This is a genomic window from Pantoea sp. JZ29 (assembly GCF_035190385.1).
Taxonomy (GTDB): Bacteria; Pseudomonadota; Gammaproteobacteria; order Enterobacterales; family Enterobacteriaceae; genus Pantoea; species Pantoea stewartii.
The window spans coordinates 1,318,948-1,334,595 of sequence record NZ_CP045241.1; the positions used below are offsets into that span (position 1 = coordinate 1,318,948).

15 protein-coding genes are annotated in these 15,648 nt (G+C 56.1%); 12 read left to right on the forward strand and 3 right to left on the reverse strand.

The genetic code is table 11. The annotated features are described in order from the left end of the window. Positions 1–50 precede the first annotated feature (50 nt). From GC090_RS06330 to mlaA, 8 genes are all read left to right on the forward strand, one after another. Positions 51–791, forward strand: coding sequence for a heme ABC transporter permease (locus tag GC090_RS06330; protein ID WP_039339751.1), 741 nt, complete (start codon positions 51–53; stop codon positions 789–791). Then, on the forward strand, positions 788–1,021 hold the full coding sequence (gene ccmD / locus GC090_RS06335; RefSeq protein WP_006120099.1) for a heme exporter protein CcmD: 234 nt from the start codon (positions 788–790) through the stop codon (positions 1,019–1,021). Before GC090_RS06330 ends, ccmD begins: the two co-directional genes overlap by 4 nt. Further along, positions 1,018–1,503, forward strand: a complete 486-nt coding sequence (gene ccmE / locus GC090_RS06340) for a cytochrome c maturation protein CcmE (protein ID WP_205955528.1) — start codon at positions 1,018–1,020, stop codon at positions 1,501–1,503. Before ccmD ends, ccmE begins: the two co-directional genes overlap by 4 nt. After that, entirely contained in the window at positions 1,500–3,458 is a 1,959-nt protein-coding gene (locus GC090_RS06345) for a heme lyase CcmF/NrfE family subunit (protein ID WP_110268181.1), read from the forward strand. The genes ccmE and GC090_RS06345 overlap by 4 nt, the downstream gene beginning before the upstream one ends. Then, entirely contained in the window at positions 3,455–4,009 is a 555-nt protein-coding gene (locus tag GC090_RS06350) for a DsbE family thiol:disulfide interchange protein (RefSeq protein ID WP_006120096.1), read from the forward strand. Before GC090_RS06345 ends, GC090_RS06350 begins: the two co-directional genes overlap by 4 nt. Beyond that, a complete protein-coding gene (locus tag GC090_RS06355; RefSeq protein ID WP_039339742.1) occupies positions 4,006–4,461 on the forward strand; it encodes a cytochrome c-type biogenesis protein in 456 nt (151 codons plus the stop codon). Before GC090_RS06350 ends, GC090_RS06355 begins: the two co-directional genes overlap by 4 nt. Then, entirely contained in the window at positions 4,461–5,672 is a 1,212-nt protein-coding gene (gene ccmI, locus GC090_RS06360; protein WP_205955527.1) for a c-type cytochrome biogenesis protein CcmI, read from the forward strand. The genes GC090_RS06355 and ccmI overlap by 1 nt, the downstream gene beginning before the upstream one ends. Before the next feature lie 129 nt (positions 5,673–5,801). Next, positions 5,802–6,566, forward strand: a complete 765-nt coding sequence (gene mlaA / locus GC090_RS06365; protein ID WP_033740717.1) for a phospholipid-binding lipoprotein MlaA — start codon at positions 5,802–5,804, stop codon at positions 6,564–6,566. Positions 6,567–6,691: 125 nt separating this feature from the next. On the opposite strand, the gene fadL is transcribed toward mlaA, so the two are convergent. After that, on the reverse strand, positions 6,692–7,966 hold the full coding sequence (gene fadL / locus GC090_RS06370) for a long-chain fatty acid transporter FadL (protein WP_205955526.1): 1,275 nt from the start codon (positions 7,964–7,966) through the stop codon (positions 6,692–6,694). A 358-nt stretch (positions 7,967–8,324) separates the two neighbouring features. Here fadL and GC090_RS06375 point away from each other — a divergent pair, with 358 nt between their 5' ends. The 4 genes from GC090_RS06375 (at position 8,325) to sixA (ending at position 12,898) form a co-directional block, all read left to right on the forward strand. Next, on the forward strand, positions 8,325–8,621 hold the full coding sequence (locus GC090_RS06375) for a YfcZ/YiiS family protein (RefSeq protein ID WP_006120091.1): 297 nt from the start codon (positions 8,325–8,327) through the stop codon (positions 8,619–8,621). Positions 8,622–8,783: 162 nt separating this feature from the next. Beyond that, positions 8,784–10,094, forward strand: coding sequence for an acetyl-CoA C-acyltransferase FadI (gene fadI, locus GC090_RS06380; RefSeq protein ID WP_033740711.1), 1,311 nt, complete (start codon positions 8,784–8,786; stop codon positions 10,092–10,094). Next, the gene (fadJ, locus tag GC090_RS06385; protein ID WP_205955525.1) at positions 10,094–12,214 is read left to right on the forward strand and encodes a fatty acid oxidation complex subunit alpha FadJ; all 2,121 of its coding nucleotides are present in this window, start codon (positions 10,094–10,096) and stop codon (positions 12,212–12,214) included. The genes fadI and fadJ overlap by 1 nt, the downstream gene beginning before the upstream one ends. Before the next feature lie 201 nt (positions 12,215–12,415). Next, positions 12,416–12,898, forward strand: coding sequence for a phosphohistidine phosphatase SixA (gene sixA, locus GC090_RS06390; RefSeq protein ID WP_006120087.1), 483 nt, complete (start codon positions 12,416–12,418; stop codon positions 12,896–12,898). A 71-nt stretch (positions 12,899–12,969) separates the two neighbouring features. Here the strand turns inward: sixA and GC090_RS06395 are convergent, their stop codons facing one another. Then, a complete protein-coding gene (locus tag GC090_RS06395) occupies positions 12,970–14,790 on the reverse strand; it encodes a methyl-accepting chemotaxis protein (protein WP_039339725.1) in 1,821 nt (606 codons plus the stop codon). Between the two features lie 274 nt (positions 14,791–15,064). Further along, positions 15,065–15,613, reverse strand: coding sequence for an endonuclease SmrB (smrB, locus tag GC090_RS06400; RefSeq protein WP_324021145.1), 549 nt, complete (start codon positions 15,611–15,613; stop codon positions 15,065–15,067). Positions 15,614–15,648: the final 35 nt, after the last annotated feature.

Sequence of the window (15,648 nt, forward strand, 5' to 3'; positions counted from 1 at the left end):
GCACGCATCAGACGTGTTATTCGCGTTTATTTAAAAGTGAGCAAGTAAACATGTGGAAAGGATTACATCAGCTGGCGAAGCCCGAACGGCTGTATCAGTTGTGCGGTCGGCTGGTGCCGGGGTTCGCCCTGGCCAGTGCGGCGGTACTGCTGCTGGCCTGGATATGGGGATTTGGCTATGCACCGGCAGACTACCAGCAGGGTGACAGTTTTCGCATTATGTATATTCATGTTCCGGCGGCCATGTGGTCGATGGGGATATACAGCGCGATGGCCGTTGCGGCGTTTACTGGTCTGGTCTGGCAGATGAAAATGGCCGATTTAGTCTCAGCGGCGATGGCACCGATCGGTGCGGTGTTTACCTTTATTGCGCTGGTTACCGGTTCTGCCTGGGGCAAGCCGATGTGGGGAACCTGGTGGATATGGGACGCCAGGCTCACATCAGAACTGGTGCTGCTGTTTTTATATCTGGGCGTCATTGCGCTGTATCAGGCGTTCGACGACCGTCGCATGGCCGGGCGCGCCGCAGGCGTGCTCATTCTGGTCGGCGTGATCAATCTGCCCATCATTCATTTCTCTGTGCAGTGGTGGAATACCTTGCATCAGGGATCGTCCGGCTTACTGCAACAGGCTATCGCGCCGCCGATGCGCACGCCGCTGCGCTGGGCCATCCTGGGTGACCTGCTGTTGTTTATCACGTTAACGCTGATGCGCTTACGCAACCTGATTCTGCTGACGGAACGTAAACGTCCCTGGGCGATTGCCCAGGCAAAGACAAGGAGCAAAGAATGACGCCCGCTTTTGCCTCATGGCATGACTTCATTGCCATGGGCGGTTACGCCTTTTACGTCTGGCTGGCTGTGGCAGGGGCGCTGGTGCCTCTTTGTGGCCTGATTGTACACAGCTGGTGGTCACACAGACGTTTGCTGGCGGACATTCGCCAGCGTGATGCCCGGGAGCGCCGTCTGCGCGCGGCCAGTGTTAAACGTGCCGGGACTAAAACGGCAGGAGAAGCGAAGTGAATATCCGCCGTCGTAATCGCCTGTATGTCGTCGTGGCGATACTTACCGGACTTGGACTGGCTACCGCGCTGGTAATGTATGCGCTGCGGTCCAATATCGATCTGTTTTATACGCCAGGTGAAATCCTGGAGGGGAAAGGTGATTCACACATCAGGCCGGAACCCGGACAGCGTCTGCGCGTGGGCGGCGTGGTGATGCCCGGCAGCGTCACGCGAGATCCCCGAACGCTGGCCGTCTCTTTTCAGCTTTACGATGGCCGTGGTGTGGTCAGTGTAAACTTTGTGGGCATTTTGCCCGATCTGTTTCGCGAGGGGCAGGGCGTCGTTGCACAAGGCGTCCTTGAACCCGGCAACCTGATCAACGCCAAAGAAGTGCTGGCGAAACATGATGAAAACTACACGCCACCTGAAATCACCGCCGCGATGAAGCCCGCACCACCCGTGCAACAGGCCGCGACTCACCCGGCAGGACAGACACCATGATGCCAGAACTGGGCAGTTTTTTACTCTGTCTCGGCGTCGCGTTGGCGCTGCTGCTCAGCGTATATCCGCTGTGGGGCGCCTGGCGTCAGGATGCGCGCCTGATGGGCATGGCGCGTCCCCTGGCCGTTGGCCTGTTCGGCTGTGTGGCGGGAGCTTTCGGGTTGCTGGTCTGGGCGTTTATCGTTAACGACTTTACCGTTAGCTATGTCGTTAACAACTCGAATTCCCTGCTGCCGGTCTATTACCGCATTGCGGCCACCTGGGGGGCGCACGAAGGCTCCCTGCTGCTGTGGGTGCTGCTGCTGAGTGGCTGGACGCTGGCCGTGGCGATCTTCAGCCGCGGCATGCCGCAGGACGCACTGGCGCGCGTGCTGGCGGTGATGGGCATGATTACGCTGGGCTTCCTGTTATTTATCATCCTCACCTCTAATCCGTTCAGCCGTACCCTGCCGGACTTTCCCGTTGATGGCCGCGACCTCAATCCCATGCTGCAGGATATTGGCCTGATCTTCCATCCGCCTTTGTTATACATGGGCTATGTCGGTTTCTCGGTGGCCTTTGCTTTTGCCATTGCCTCCTTGATGGCCGGAAGACTGGATACCGCCTGGGCGCGCTGGTCGCGTCCCTGGACCGCCGCAGCCTGGCTGTTCCTGACCATAGGTATTGTGCTGGGCTCTGCATGGGCCTATTACGAGCTGGGCTGGGGCGGCTGGTGGTTCTGGGATCCGGTTGAAAATGCGTCCTTTATGCCCTGGCTGGCTGGCACGGCGTTAATGCACTCACTGGCGGTGACCGAAAAGCGCGGCACCTTTAAAGCCTGGACCGTATTGCTGGCGATTACCGCGTTCTCCCTGAGTCTGCTCGGGACCTTCCTGGTGCGATCCGGCGTGCTGGTCTCGGTGCACGCGTTTGCCTCCGATCCGGCGCGGGGCATGTTTATTCTGGCCTTTTTGGTGATTGTTATTGGCAGCTCGCTGCTGCTCTATGCCCTCAAAGGAGGGCAGGTCCGCAGCAGGGTACAAAACGCCTTGTGGTCGCGCGAATCCTTTCTGCTGGGCAATAACGTCCTGTTGATTGCGGCCATGCTGGTGGTGCTGCTCGGTACGCTGTTACCGCTGGTCCATAAACAACTCGGTCTGGGCAGCATCTCCGTGGGCCAGCCCTTTTTTAATACGCTGTTCAGCTGGCTGATGGCACCGCTGGCCTTAATGTTGGGGATTGGGCCGTTAGTGCGCTGGCGCCGTGATGAACCCCAGAAGCTGGTACGGCGTTTGCTGTTAGCACTGGTCGTCACGCTGCTGGCCTCCGTGCTGTTGCCCTGGTGGCTACAGGATCGGGTAGAGGCAATGACGGTAGTGGGCCTGCTGATGGCGGTATGGATCATCGTGTTAACCCTGATGGAACTGCATGAACGTGCGACGCATCGTCATTCTTTTTTCACCGGACTGCGCCACTTGTCACGCAGCCACTGGGGCATGGTGCTCGGCCATTTAGGTGTCGGCGTCACCGTGATTGGGATAGCGTTTAGCACGCAATACAGCGTTGAACGGGATGTGCGCATGAAAGCGGGCGACAGTGTTGATATCCATCACTACCACTTTGTCTTCCGCGATGTTCAGGATCTGCAAGGGCCCAACTACAGCGGCGGCGTGGCGGTGATTGATGTGACGCGGGACGGGCAGCCTGAAGCGATGTTGTATGCGGAAAAACGCTTTTATTCAGCGGCGCGCACCATGATGACCGAGGCGGCAATTGATGGTGGCTTTACCCGCGATCTCTATGCGGCGCTGGGTGAGGAACTCGATGACGGCAGTTGGGCGGTGCGCATTTACTATAAACCCTTTGTGCGCTGGATTTGGTTCGGTGGACTGTTTATGGCTGCCGGCGGTCTGCTCTGTTTACTGGATCCGCGTTATCGTGCGCGTAAAAAAGGCGAGCGCGAGGTGCGGGCATGAAAAAGATTCTGTTTATTCCCCTGATCCTGTTTTTACTGCTGGCCGCCGCGCTGCTTTGGCAACTGTCACGCAATGCGGCGGGCGACGATCCTACGCGGCTGGAGTCGGCGTTAATTGGTAAACCGTTGCCGGTGTTCCGGCTCGAAGCCCTGGAAACGCCCGGTAAAACCTACAACCAGCAAACGCTTATCACCGGCAAACCGCTTTTACTCAACGTCTGGGCAACATGGTGCCCGACCTGTCGGGCAGAACATCACTATCTGAATACGCTGGCAGAGCAGGGCGTGCGGGTAGTCGGGCTCAATTATAAAGACGATCGGCAAAAGGCGGTGACCTGGTTAAACACGCTGGGTAATCCTTATGCGCTCAGCCTGTATGATGGCGACGGTATGCTGGGCCTGGATCTTGGCGTATATGGCGCACCGGAAACCTTTCTGATCGATGGCAACGGCATTATTCGCTATCGCCATGCCGGAGATCTGAATCCGCGCGTCTGGCAGCAGGAAGTAAAGCCTTTATGGGATAAATACAACACGGAGAGCGGCTCATGAAAGCGCTGGTGACGATGCTTTGCGGCTTGCTGTTTAGCGCCAGCCTGTGGGCGGCCATCGATACCTATGCATTTGACTCCGTCGCGCAGGAAGAACAGTACCGTGATATCACCGCCTCCCTGCGCTGCCCCAAATGTCAGAACAACAGCATTGCGGATTCCAACGCCATGATTGCGGCGGATATGCGGTTGAAAGTTTATCAGCTGATGAAACAGGGACAAACGCGTCAGCAGATCCTCGACTATATGGTGGCGCGCTACGGCAATTTCGTCAGCTACCAACCGCCCGTAACGCCATCCACCGTGATTCTGTGGCTGGGACCTGCGCTGTTTGTCGCAGGCGGCGCGGGCGTAATCGTCTGGCGCAGTCGCCAGCGTAAGACCTGTAGCGAACTGAGTGATGAAGAGCAACAGCGGCTTGAAGCCATTTTGAAATCGGACAGGGAAGCATAATGGCAGCCTTTTTAATCGCGATATTGGTACTGCTGTTCGCGGCCTGTGTGCTGTTCCTGGCCGCAGGCTGGCGTCCGCGCGCGTCCCACATAGTCACGCGTGACAGCCTTAATAAAGATTTTTATCACCAACGGCTGGCCGAACTGGCGCAGGATGAGGATCAGGGCGTGATTGCCGAGCGGGACGTGATGGCGCGCGAGCTACAGCAGTCACTGCTGAGTGATATTCCGCCCGCACCGGATGCACAGTCGCGCAGCAGTCGCCGTTGGGTATTGTTACCGGGCATTATTGTCTTACTGGTCGTGCCGCTGGTGTGCTATCTCAACACCGGCGGTTTTGTGCCGTTCAGCGGCTGGCTGCAGGTGCAGAAAGCGTATCCTGCGCTGCGTGCGCAGGTGCTGGATCCTCACGCTAAGCCGCTGACGCCGGAACAGCTTTCACGCTTACAGCTCGGTTTGCGCAGCCATCTGCAAACCGAGCCTGATAACCTTAGCGACTGGGCAATGCTTGGCCGTCTTGGTATGGTGCTGAATAACGCGACGACCGCCCGTCAGGCGTTCGAGCACGCGCTGCAGTTGGCACCGAATAATCAGGTATTAAAACAGGATTACGCCGAGGTTCTGGCCCGGTCGGGCGATCCACAGGAAAACCGTCAGGCAGAACTTGTGTTGCAGGATCTGCGTAAACAGGATCCGCATAATGCCCGGACGCTGAGCCTGCTGGCTTACGCTGCCTTTGAACAGCAACACTATGCTCAGGCGATTGCGGCCTGGCAAACCTTACTGAACGCGCTGCCGGCGGACGATCCCCGGCGCGACAACATTGCGCGCAGTATTGAGCAAGCCAGAACGGACGCCGGACAACAAGCGAGCCAGTTGACGGTAGATGTGACGCTTTCTCCCCAGGCAGAAAACATGTTACCGCCGGGCGGAGTCATGTATATTTCGATTACTGACGGTATGTCGCCCGTGCCGGTGGCCGTGAAGCGTCTTGCTGCCGGGCATTTTCCCGTGTCGCTGACGCTGGATGACAGTAATGCCATGATGCAGGGGCGCCGTCTTTCGGCGCAGAAACAGATCCAGGTTCGCGTCAGGATTTCACGTAATGGCCGCGCGAACCCTGAGCCGGGTGACTGGTTCGGTGTCAGCGCCGTCGTGCCCTGGGACGGTCATCAGCATGTGACCGTTGAGATTAATGCGCAGCAGCCTTAGACCGATATTCTCTGGCTCTGTCTGAATCTGTGAACCGCACCGTGGATATCAGCTATGCTTGCTTAACGCGCTGATCTACCCGAGAAAGGCGGCAGGGTATACATCACTTATATGCACAGGGAGAAAAAAATGGATCACCGCCTGACCAGCCTGGCCTTGGCCAGTGTGCTTCTGGTGGGTTGTGCCAGTTCAAAGCCGGAGACCGATGCGCCAGCCGGGCGTAGCGATCCGTTTGAAGGCTTTAACCGCACAATGTTTAACTTTAACTACAATGTGCTGGACCCGTACGTGGTGCGTCCGGTGGCTGTGGCCTGGCGCGACTATGTGCCCGTCCCGGCACGTGCTGGCCTGAGCAACTTCCTGGGCAACCTGAGCGAACCCGCCAGTATGGTGAACGCTATTCTGGTCGGTGAGCCGCGCAATGCCGGTATTCACTTCACGCGTTTCTTCCTGAATACCGTGCTGGGCCTGGGCGGCTTTATCGACGTTGCAGGCAAAGCGAACCCTGAGCTGGCGCGCCAGGGGCCGCAACGCTTCGGTACCACGCTTGGGCACTATGGCGTGGGCTACGGTCCTTACGTGCAGTTGCCTGGCTATGGCAGCTTTACGGTGCGTCAGGACGGCGGCGATTATGTGGATACGCTTTATCCGGTGCTGGGCTGGTTGACCTGGCCGATGTCCGTGGGTAAATGGGCACTTGAAGGGGTGGAAACGCGTGCGCAACTGCTGGACTCCGATGCCATCCTGAAACAGCAGCGCGATCCTTACGCCTTTATGCGTAACGCCTATTTTGAGCGCTATGACTTCCTGGCGCGTGGTGGCAAGCTGAAGCCCGAAGATAATCCGAACGCAGCGGCAATTCAGGACGATCTCAAAGATATCGATTCTCAGTAATGTGAGGCCGCCCGGAAAAGGGCGGCTTCAGGCTGAAGTGATTTATACGAATGTTCTGTCAGGGCTCGCCAGGCGGAGCAAAAAAAAGCGACACAGTGTGTCGCTTTTTTTATGCGGTCAACATATCAGAATTTGTAGTTGAAGCTCGCGCCGTACAGCCAGGCTTTACCACTGGAATTAAAGGTGTAATTGCCTTCCTGAATGGTAACTTTCTGACCATGCATATAAGAGACGCCGACATCGACGGAAGCATCGTCATTGAATGCATAGGAGGCACCCGCACTCAGCCACAAGCGATCCTGATCCGGGATGGAGATGGAACGCTTGTCAGCCGGAACCGGGCTGTCATCAAAGGCGATACCGCTGCGGAAGGTCCAGTTTTTATCGTACTGGTAAGTGGTACCCAGGGCGATACGGTAGGCATCATGGAAGCCTTCATCTTTATAGAACAGCGTCTGACCATTCGAACCGGTCGCTTTCAGCTCCTGGAACTGGCTCCAGCTGGTATAGGCCAGGCTATAGTGAACGGCCCATTGTGGCGCGACTTTATGCCAGCCTGAAACTTCCCACATTTCTGGCAGATTCAGGGTTAATGAACCCGGAATCGTGTTTCCGCTTGTGCCAAAAGGTGCGCCGGGAATGTTAAATGCGTTGATGGCCGCAGGAAGATTACTTTTGTAATCCCCATCAAAGTCAACTTTCACTTCAGAGCGGTAGGTAAAACCAAAACGGTTATTATCATCAACTTCATAAAGTACACCGGCGTTCCAGCCGTAACCCCATTCATTCCCCTTTAGTCGGGTAATTTGGGTATCCGCAGGAATGCCCAGCGCGGAGAACGCCTCTCCGGCATAACGCTCAATTTTCGCTTTAGCATAAACGGCATCAAAACCCACACCAAAGCTGAAGTGTTCATTCAGGCGGTAGGCGGTGCTGAGGTTAAGATTCACGGTCGTCAGGTCTGTTTTACCGCCGAATCCGCCTGCGGTATAACCGTTATTAAATTCTGTCGCCAGACCGTAGTTTGAGGTGGCAGAGGCCCCTACCCACCATTGGTCATTAATCGGCTGGACATAGTGCAGATCAGGGATCCACTGATTAGGCGCGATATTTTTCGCATCCAGGCTCCGTCCTGTTGGACTCTGGCCGCTGATATCCACTTGAGGATCGATATAAACCGCACCGAGTGAAAATTCAGGGCGATCCATCAGCGCCATGGTCGCCGGGTTACGGCTGGCTGAGGCCGCCGTATCACCCATTGCACCCTCGCCTGAATAAGCACGACCTAAACCAATGGAAGAAAATTCATTTAACTGAAATCCGGCTGCGTAAACGTTAGAGGAAATAAGCGCTACCGCAGCTGCCACGGCTGACTTTGCGAACAGGTTTTTATGGTTCATGACCACAACCTCATGTGAATTATTATTTAACGTTGTGACGTCGTGTAACAAGGAACGGCGGATTGTATGGACTGATGACGGTCGGACATATCAGACCAGTGCGGAGAGTATAGGTCCGACCTGTACACATGTTGCAATATTGTTTTTAAATTATTTCCAATTTGATAGATGAAAATTCGATCTGCTTAACACTTCTCTGCGGGAAACGAGGCAGGCAGCAGGCGCAAAACTGATTCAGATCAAATTATATTGTGATATTCGTCACTTAGCGTCGCGTGCATAGCGGGGGAGAAATCCAAAGCGTAGAATTTTTCGCAGCGAAGGCTTTTCCCTTTAGTTGTGAAACCAGGAGATTACCATGACGGATGCTCTGAAAAAATGTCGCGCGACCGAAACGGCGGCATGCTGTTGTGTGGATGTCGGTACCGTAATGGACAACACCGATTGTACCGCCAGTTGGTCAGCGTGGTTTGGCCAGCGCGCGGAAGCCGACAGCAAACTGGCTGAACTGAGCGAAAGGGCGCGTCAGGTCGAGTCCGATCCCTGTGTCATAGATGCGCGATTCACAGAAGAGACGGGCGGCGTGCGGCTTGATGTTGCTTTTACTTTTAGCTGTCAGGCAGAAACCCTGATTTTTCAGTTAGGTTTACGCTGAACCGCTTAACGCCGCTGCCCGGCGGCGTTTGTCATTTTCGTGTTTCTCATCTCACTTTTCTCTTCCTGATGTTGGCGGCGTAGCCGCTTGTGGTTAACACTGTGGATCAGGTCAGACCTCTTTTGGCAATGATGCCCCGGTCACGATGCACAGGTGGATACAATGAGCAAAGCGCAGTCACTGTTGACGCGTACGGGCGAGCGCATCGCTATCACTCACGGATTACGTACGCCTTTTCTCCGTCAGGCGACAGGATTTCACGGCATTCCCGCCGTAGAGCTGGGCCGGATGGTGGTCAGTGAAATGGTGGCCCGGAGTGAGTTACCGGTCGGGATGATTGAGCAACTGGTGTTTGGTCAGGTGGTGCAGATGCCAGAGGCGCCCAACATCGCGCGGGAAATTGTGCTGAGCAGTGGCCTCAGCGTCAGTACCGATGCGTACAGCGTCAGCCGAGCCTGTGCGACCAGCTTCCAGGCGGTGGCTAACGTCACGGAAAGCCTGCTGGCAGGCACGATTTCGGTCGGTATTGCGGGCGGCGCGGATTCCTCTTCTGTCCTGCCGATTGGCGTCAGTAAAACGCTGGCTCGTGCGCTGGTGGATATGAACAAAGCAAAAAGCCTTTCCCAAAAGTTTCAGATTCTGCGCCGCCTGCGTCCCGGCGATCTGTTACCGGTGCCGCCTGCCGTGGCCGAATACTCCACAGGATTACGCATGGGCGATACCGCAGAACAGATGGCGAAAACGCACGGCATCAGCCGGGAAGAACAGGATGCGCTGGCTCTGCGTTCGCATCAGCGCGCAGCGCAGGCCTGGCAGTCGGGCGTGCTGAATCAGGAAGTCATGGCCGCCTTCGTCCCGCCCTTTAAGGCCCCCATAGACCAGGATAATAACGTGCGAATGGATGCGAAAGCGGCTGACTATGCCCGTTTACGTCCGGCGTTTGATCGCCAGCACGGCACGGTAACGGCAGCCAACAGCACGCCGTTAACGGACGGGGCGGCGGCGGTGATATTGATGCGTGAAGGCCAGGCCAAAGCGCTGGGATTACAGCCGCTGGGCTATCTGCGCAGCTACGCCTTTACCGCCATTGATGTCTGGCAGGACATGCTGCTCGGGCCCGCTTACGCCTCGCCGCTGGCGCTTGATCGTGCTGGCATCACGCTGGCTGATCTGACGCTTATTGATATGCATGAAGCGTTCGCGGCGCAGACCTTGAGTAATATCAAGCTGTTTCGTGACGAACGTTTTGCCCGCGAGGTATTAAACCGCTCGCACGCGCTGGGTGAAATCGACGATGCACGTTTTAACGTCCTGGGCGGCTCCATCGCCTATGGTCATCCTTTTGCGGCGACCGGCGCGCGCATGATCACGCAGACCTTAAATGAATTGCGTCGGCGCGGAGGCGGGCTGGGACTGGTCACGGCCTGTGCCGCCGGAGGATTAGGTGCAGCCATGGTTCTGGAGGCCGAATAATGGAACAGCGCGCGTTTACTTTGCAGATGCGGGACGATCATGTTGGCGTAATCACCATTGATGTGCCCAATGAAAAAATGAATACGCTGAAGGCGGAATTTGCGGTCCAGATTGCCAGCCTGATTAGCGAGGCACGCCAGCATCCGCAGCTGCTCGGGCTGGTACTGATTTCCGGCAAGCCTGACAACTTTGTAGCAGGTGCCGATATCAGCATGATTGATCGCTGTCAGCGTGCGGATGAAGCCGAAGCTCTGGCAAGGCAAGGGCAGGAGGTAATGGCCGCGATTGCCGCCTTGCCGTTTCCCGTGGTGGCCGCCATTCACGGGGCCTGCTTAGGCGGCGGTCTTGAGCTGGCGCTGGCCTGTCATTCACGCATCTGTACGCTGGATGATAAAACCCGTCTGGGACTGCCGGAAGTGCAACTGGGATTACTGCCCGGTTCGGGTGGCACGCAGCGTCTGCCGCATCTGATTGGTGTGCAAAAGGCTTTACCTCTCATCCTGACGGGGAAAAGCCTGCGCGCGAAGCAGGCGAAAAAACTGGGGATTGTCGATGACGCGGTGCCGCAGGCGATCCTGCTGGATACCGCTATCGAAAGCGTTAAAAAAGGCAAACGCCGCCGCGCACCGCTTCCGCTGCGCGACCGTCTGCTGCAGGGGCCGATCGCCCGCCAGGCCTTGTTTGCGCTGGTCAGGCGGGAAACGGAACGCAAAACCCAGGGGAACTATCCGGCCGCGCAACGTATCATCGATGTGGTGCGCATTGGGCTTGAGCAAAGCAGTCAGGCAGGTTATGCCGCCGAGGCGCGCGCCTTTGGCGAGCTGGCCATGACGCCGGAATCGGCGGCGCTACGCAGCCTGTTTTTTGCCTCCACCGCGCTGAAAAAAGAGAACGGAACTGAGGCGCAGCCCCGGCCAGTCGAACGTGTCGGTGTGCTGGGCGGCGGGTTGATGGGCGGCGGCATTGCCTGCGTCAGCGCAATTCATGCCGGTCTGCCCGTGCGCATCAAAGACATCAGCCTGAACGGCATTAATCATGCGCTGCAGGCCAGTTGGGCGCTGCTGAGTAAAAAAGTGCAGCGTCGTCAGCTCACCCCGGCGCAGCGCCAGCAGCAGATGGCGCGCATCAGCGGCGGTACCGACTATCAGGGGTTTACCCAACGTGACATCGTCATCGAGGCGGTGTTTGAAGATCTGGCGCTGAAACAGCAAATGGTGGCAGAGGTGGAAACGCACTGTCAGCCCCAGACGATTTTTGCGTCCAATACCTCTTCCCTCCCGATTGCCGACATTGCGGCGAAGGCCGCGCGTCCTGAGAATATTATTGGCCTGCACTACTTCAGTCCGGTGGAGAAAATGCCGCTGGTTGAAGTTATCCCGCATGCGGAGACCTCGCCTGAAACGCTCGCCAGCACCGTCACGCTGGCACGTAAACAGGGCAAAACGCCGATTGTGGTCGCTGACAGACCGGGCTTTTACGTCAACCGTATTCTGACGCCCTACATCAACGAAGCGATGCGCTGTCTGCTGGAGGGCGAACCTGTTGAACATATTGACCGCGCACTGGTAACCTTTGGCTTTCCGGTTGGGCCGGTTCAACTGCTGGATGAGGTGGGCATCGATGTCGGCAGTAAAATCTCGCCCGGGTTGCAGCAGGCTTACGGTGAACGGTTTGCGGCACCGCCTGCTCTGGCGGCTGTGATCAACGACGGACGCAAAGGGCGAAAAAATCATAAAGGGTTCTATCTGTATGAATCGTCACGTTTGCAACGTAAAAAGCCGGATCCCACCGTGTACGACGTATTGCAGATTAAACCCGCAAGCGTGCAGAGTGGGGCACACATCGCAGAGCGCTGCGTGATGATGATGTTAAATGAGGCGGTGCGCTGTCTGGATGAGCAGGTTATCCGCTCGCCCCGTGACGGTGATATTGGTGCGGTGTTTGGTATTGGCTTTCCCCCGTTTCTGGGTGGGCCATTTCACTATATTGATCGCCTTGGTGCTGGGGAAATCGTCAACAGATTAACGCGGCTTGAGCAGCAATATGGTGACCGCTTTGCACCCTGTGAAAGACTGCAGCGGGCAGCGCAACAGCAGACAAAGTTTTACACTTCTTCATAAATATGAATATCCATCCTGATTCAGGGGGTTAGTCGTGTGTCGCACCATCATGATGCGACGCCGTAATCGGGCAGGTGCTTATTTAATAAACAACCGGTTGACTATACTGAAGCCATTAGGGTAAAACACGACGTTCATTCGCAGAATGAAGCGCCTGACACGAAGGTGTCAGGCGATGTCGACAAACAACAGCGGTGCTTTATGCAAGTTTTTATCATGCGTCACGGCGATGCGGCGCTCGACGCTGCCAGTGATTCAGTCCGGCCCTTAACGCTTTGTGGATGTGATGAATCACGCCAGATGGCGAACTGGTTAAAAGATCAGGCTGTTGACATTGAACGTGTCCTGGTCAGCCCTTATCTGCGTGCACAACAAACGCTCGCGACAGTTCGTGAGGCGCTGCCCTTACCAGACGGGGCGGATATCCTGCCGGAGTTAACGCCTGGCGGCGATCCGGGGCTGGTGGGCTGCTATTTGCAGACGCTGGCAAACGAAGGGGTGAAATCAGTGCTGGTGATCTCTCACCTGCCGCTGGTCGGTTATCTGGTGTCGGAGCTGTGCCCTCAGGAAACGCCACCGATGTTCGCTACTTCGGCCATTGCCTGCGTGGATTTTGACCCGGCGGAAAGCCAGGGCAAGCTGCTCTGGCAGGTCAGTCCTAAAAAACTGGCAAAAGCGATGTAAACGCTGTCGGGCCATCCTCTGGCCCGACACTGAAAACGTTTGACTCACTTCACCCGTTTTCTTTCCACACGTTACGCAATCACAAAACGCGACACCGATCCTGCCAGCGTTTGCGCCTGATCGTGCAGCGCACTGGCGGCAGCGGACGACTGCTCCACCAGCGCGGCGTTCTGCTGCGTCACGTTATCCATCTCAACAATCGCGACGCCTACCTGCGCAATGCCGCGATTCTGCTCTTCCGACGCATGAGAAATTTCGTTCAACAGATCCGTCACGTTACTGACTGAGTTGACGATCTCCCCCATGGTGTTCCCCGTCTGACTCACCAGTTGCGAACCGGCATTAATACGCGCCACAGAATCATGAATCAGCGCTTCAATCTCCTTCGCCGCCTGCGCACTGCGTTGTGCCAGATTACGCACTTCGCTGGCTACCACGGCAAAGCCCCGACCTTGTTCTCCGGCCCGTGCCGCTTCTACGGCGGCATTGAGTGCCAGGATATTAGTCTGAAACGCGATACTGTTTATCACGGAGGTGATTTCTGAGATTTTGCCAGAGCTGGTGGTGATCTCATTCATGGTGCTGACCACATCCGTAACCAGCTGCCCACCGCGGCTGGCGGTGTCGAAGGTTTGCTGCGCCAGTCGACTGGAATGATGAATGTTGTCTGCGTTCTGCTTAACCGTTGCGGTCAGTTGCTCCATGCTGGCTGCGGTCTGCGCAAGGGCGGCGGCCTGGCTTTCTGTGCGGGCTGACAGATCATTATTGCCGGAGGCAATCTCCGCTGAAGCCTGACTGACGCTGGTCACGCCACTGCGGATACCGCTGATAATGCGACGCAGCTCATCGCTCATTTCACCGACTGCATGCATCAGTTCGCCCAGCTCATCCCGACGGGACGATTTCAGCACGGTGCTGAGGTTGCCACGCGCCATCTGATTAGCGACGTGCAGCAGTTCAGCGAGAGGACGCGTCAACTGGCGGGTAATAAACAGGGCGATAAGAATGCCTGCTACGATAGCGGCGATGATAATCACCGTCATCAGCCAGACGGCCTGATTCGCGTCGTGATTGGTCGCATCTAACTGCTGGGTAAACAAGGCGTTGCTCATGTCGGTCAGGATTTTGCCCGCAGCCGCCAGTTGCACAGTGGCTGCGTCACCAGCCGCCACCGACGCCATCAGCGCATTGATATCGCCCTGTTTGGTCTCAAGCTGTGCGCTGACTTTTTCAAGCGCAGCACTGTCTGCGGCGTTAAGGCGCGGTTTGACCTGAGCCATCAGCTGCACGGTTTCCGACAGGAAGTTGCTCAGGGCATTGCGATCTTCTTCTTTGTGCTCAAGGCCAAAGAGTTTGACACGTACCGCCACGCCGCCCAGGTGTTTATTGATTTCCTGTAACGCCGCGCTCGTCTGCGGGTCACTGCTGTTGCTTGCGGCCAGTTGGCTGATAGCCCGCATCTCATCCGCCACGGACAGGTTCTGAAGCGCCTGTGCCCCGTTACGGACAGCCTGTACCGTATCGGCGCGTTTCTGCCGGTAAGTGGCAATAGCGGACGGCATCGCCGTAATCATCGCCTGCTGACTGTCATCCCAGTGAAAAACGCCCAGGTTTTTCAGATTCTGATCCACCTCTTTCAGCAGATTTTCGTTAACGTCGATGAATTTTTCATCATGCGTTTTCACGAACTGCAGTCGGGCATCTTTGGCCTGTGAAAACCGGTCATTAACGCTTTTCAGCTCCCTGAGCTTTTCGGCCCGGACGCTGATGTCGTTCAGATTTTTAATCCCGCATATCGCTACGGCCAGACTCAAAAGTAAAATCAGTCCAAAACCGAGCATCAGCTTTTTGCCCACTTTCAAATTCTCAAAAAAATGACTTAACCCGCTCATTCAAAAAGTTCCCTTGGTCAATGTGCCGAAATAATCAAACGTAATGTGCCTAAATGCTTAGACGTTATCGGCAGCGAGTAAATTGTATTCAGTATAAATAATTACATAAGCAAATAGTCTGCGTCAGTCTGAACAAAAACGGGCAGAACAGAGGACCAAAAACAGGCGCAAAAGTGAAAGAAAGCGGGTGTCGGTTAAACCGGTTTCCCCCGGCAAAGGGGGGAAGAAACGGGGCGAAACGGCGGGGTGGAAAAGACGTCTCAGGGCAGGAATATCAAGGCAGCTCTGGCGGGTGCCACTCTTCGACTTCAATCAGGACCAGCAGCGCGGCGTCGCCACCAAACATTTTGGGTGCCTGATGAAATGCCATTACCCAGGGATGCTGGGCCAGCCACAGCGGCGTTTGTTGCTTTAAAATATGTTTACCATGTCCGGTCATCACGCTGGCACAAAAAAGGTGTTCGCGACGGCAGGCGGCAATCAACGCGCCCAGTTCCTGTTTAGCCTGCATTTGTGTGAGTCCATGCAGATCGAGAAAAATTTCTGGCGTGTAATCGCCCCGACGCAGCTTTTTCAGCTCGAAATGGCTCACGTCCGCACGGACATAGCGCGTCGCCCCTTCTGTGGACAGCAGCGGCTGGAACTCATCGGAAAAATAATGGCTGTTGTCCGCTTGCTCAGACAGCAGGCGTTTAACCGGCACGTCGCGGGTTTTGACCACCGGCTTATGCACGATAGTATCTTGTTTCAGTTCTCGCGTGCCGGTCATTAACTGACGGAACAGCGCTTGATCATCCTGGCTCAGGGTCGGTTTTTTACGCATGGGTCGTGAATCATGTATGAGGTGGCTGATTAACA

Bases quoted from the DNA above. Each gene is read 5' to 3' on its own strand.
- GC090_RS06330 (WP_039339751.1), top strand. From the start codon at position 51: ATGTGGAAAGGATTACATCAGCTGGCGAAGCCCGAACGGCTGTATCAG.
- ccmD (WP_006120099.1), top strand. From the start codon at position 788: ATGACGCCCGCTTTTGCCTCATGGCATGACTTCATTGCCATGGGCGGT.
- GC090_RS06345 (WP_110268181.1), top strand. From the start codon at position 1,500: ATGATGCCAGAACTGGGCAGTTTTTTACTCTGTCTCGGCGTCGCGTTG.
- GC090_RS06350 (WP_006120096.1), top strand. From the start codon at position 3,455: ATGAAAAAGATTCTGTTTATTCCCCTGATCCTGTTTTTACTGCTGGCC.
- GC090_RS06355 (WP_039339742.1), top strand. From the start codon at position 4,006: ATGAAAGCGCTGGTGACGATGCTTTGCGGCTTGCTGTTTAGCGCCAGC.
- ccmI (WP_205955527.1), top strand. From the start codon at position 4,461: ATGGCAGCCTTTTTAATCGCGATATTGGTACTGCTGTTCGCGGCCTGT.
- mlaA (WP_033740717.1), top strand. From the start codon at position 5,802: ATGGATCACCGCCTGACCAGCCTGGCCTTGGCCAGTGTGCTTCTGGTG.
- fadL (WP_205955526.1), bottom strand. From the start codon at position 7,966: ATGAACCATAAAAACCTGTTCGCAAAGTCAGCCGTGGCAGCTGCGGTA.
- GC090_RS06375 (WP_006120091.1), top strand. From the start codon at position 8,325: ATGACGGATGCTCTGAAAAAATGTCGCGCGACCGAAACGGCGGCATGC.
- fadI (WP_033740711.1), top strand. From the start codon at position 8,784: ATGAGCAAAGCGCAGTCACTGTTGACGCGTACGGGCGAGCGCATCGCT.
- fadJ (WP_205955525.1), top strand. From the start codon at position 10,094: ATGGAACAGCGCGCGTTTACTTTGCAGATGCGGGACGATCATGTTGGC.
- sixA (WP_006120087.1), top strand. From the start codon at position 12,416: ATGCAAGTTTTTATCATGCGTCACGGCGATGCGGCGCTCGACGCTGCC.
- GC090_RS06395 (WP_039339725.1), bottom strand. From the start codon at position 14,790: ATGAGCGGGTTAAGTCATTTTTTTGAGAATTTGAAAGTGGGCAAAAAG.
- smrB (WP_324021145.1), bottom strand. From the start codon at position 15,613: ATGCGTAAAAAACCGACCCTGAGCCAGGATGATCAAGCGCTGTTCCGT.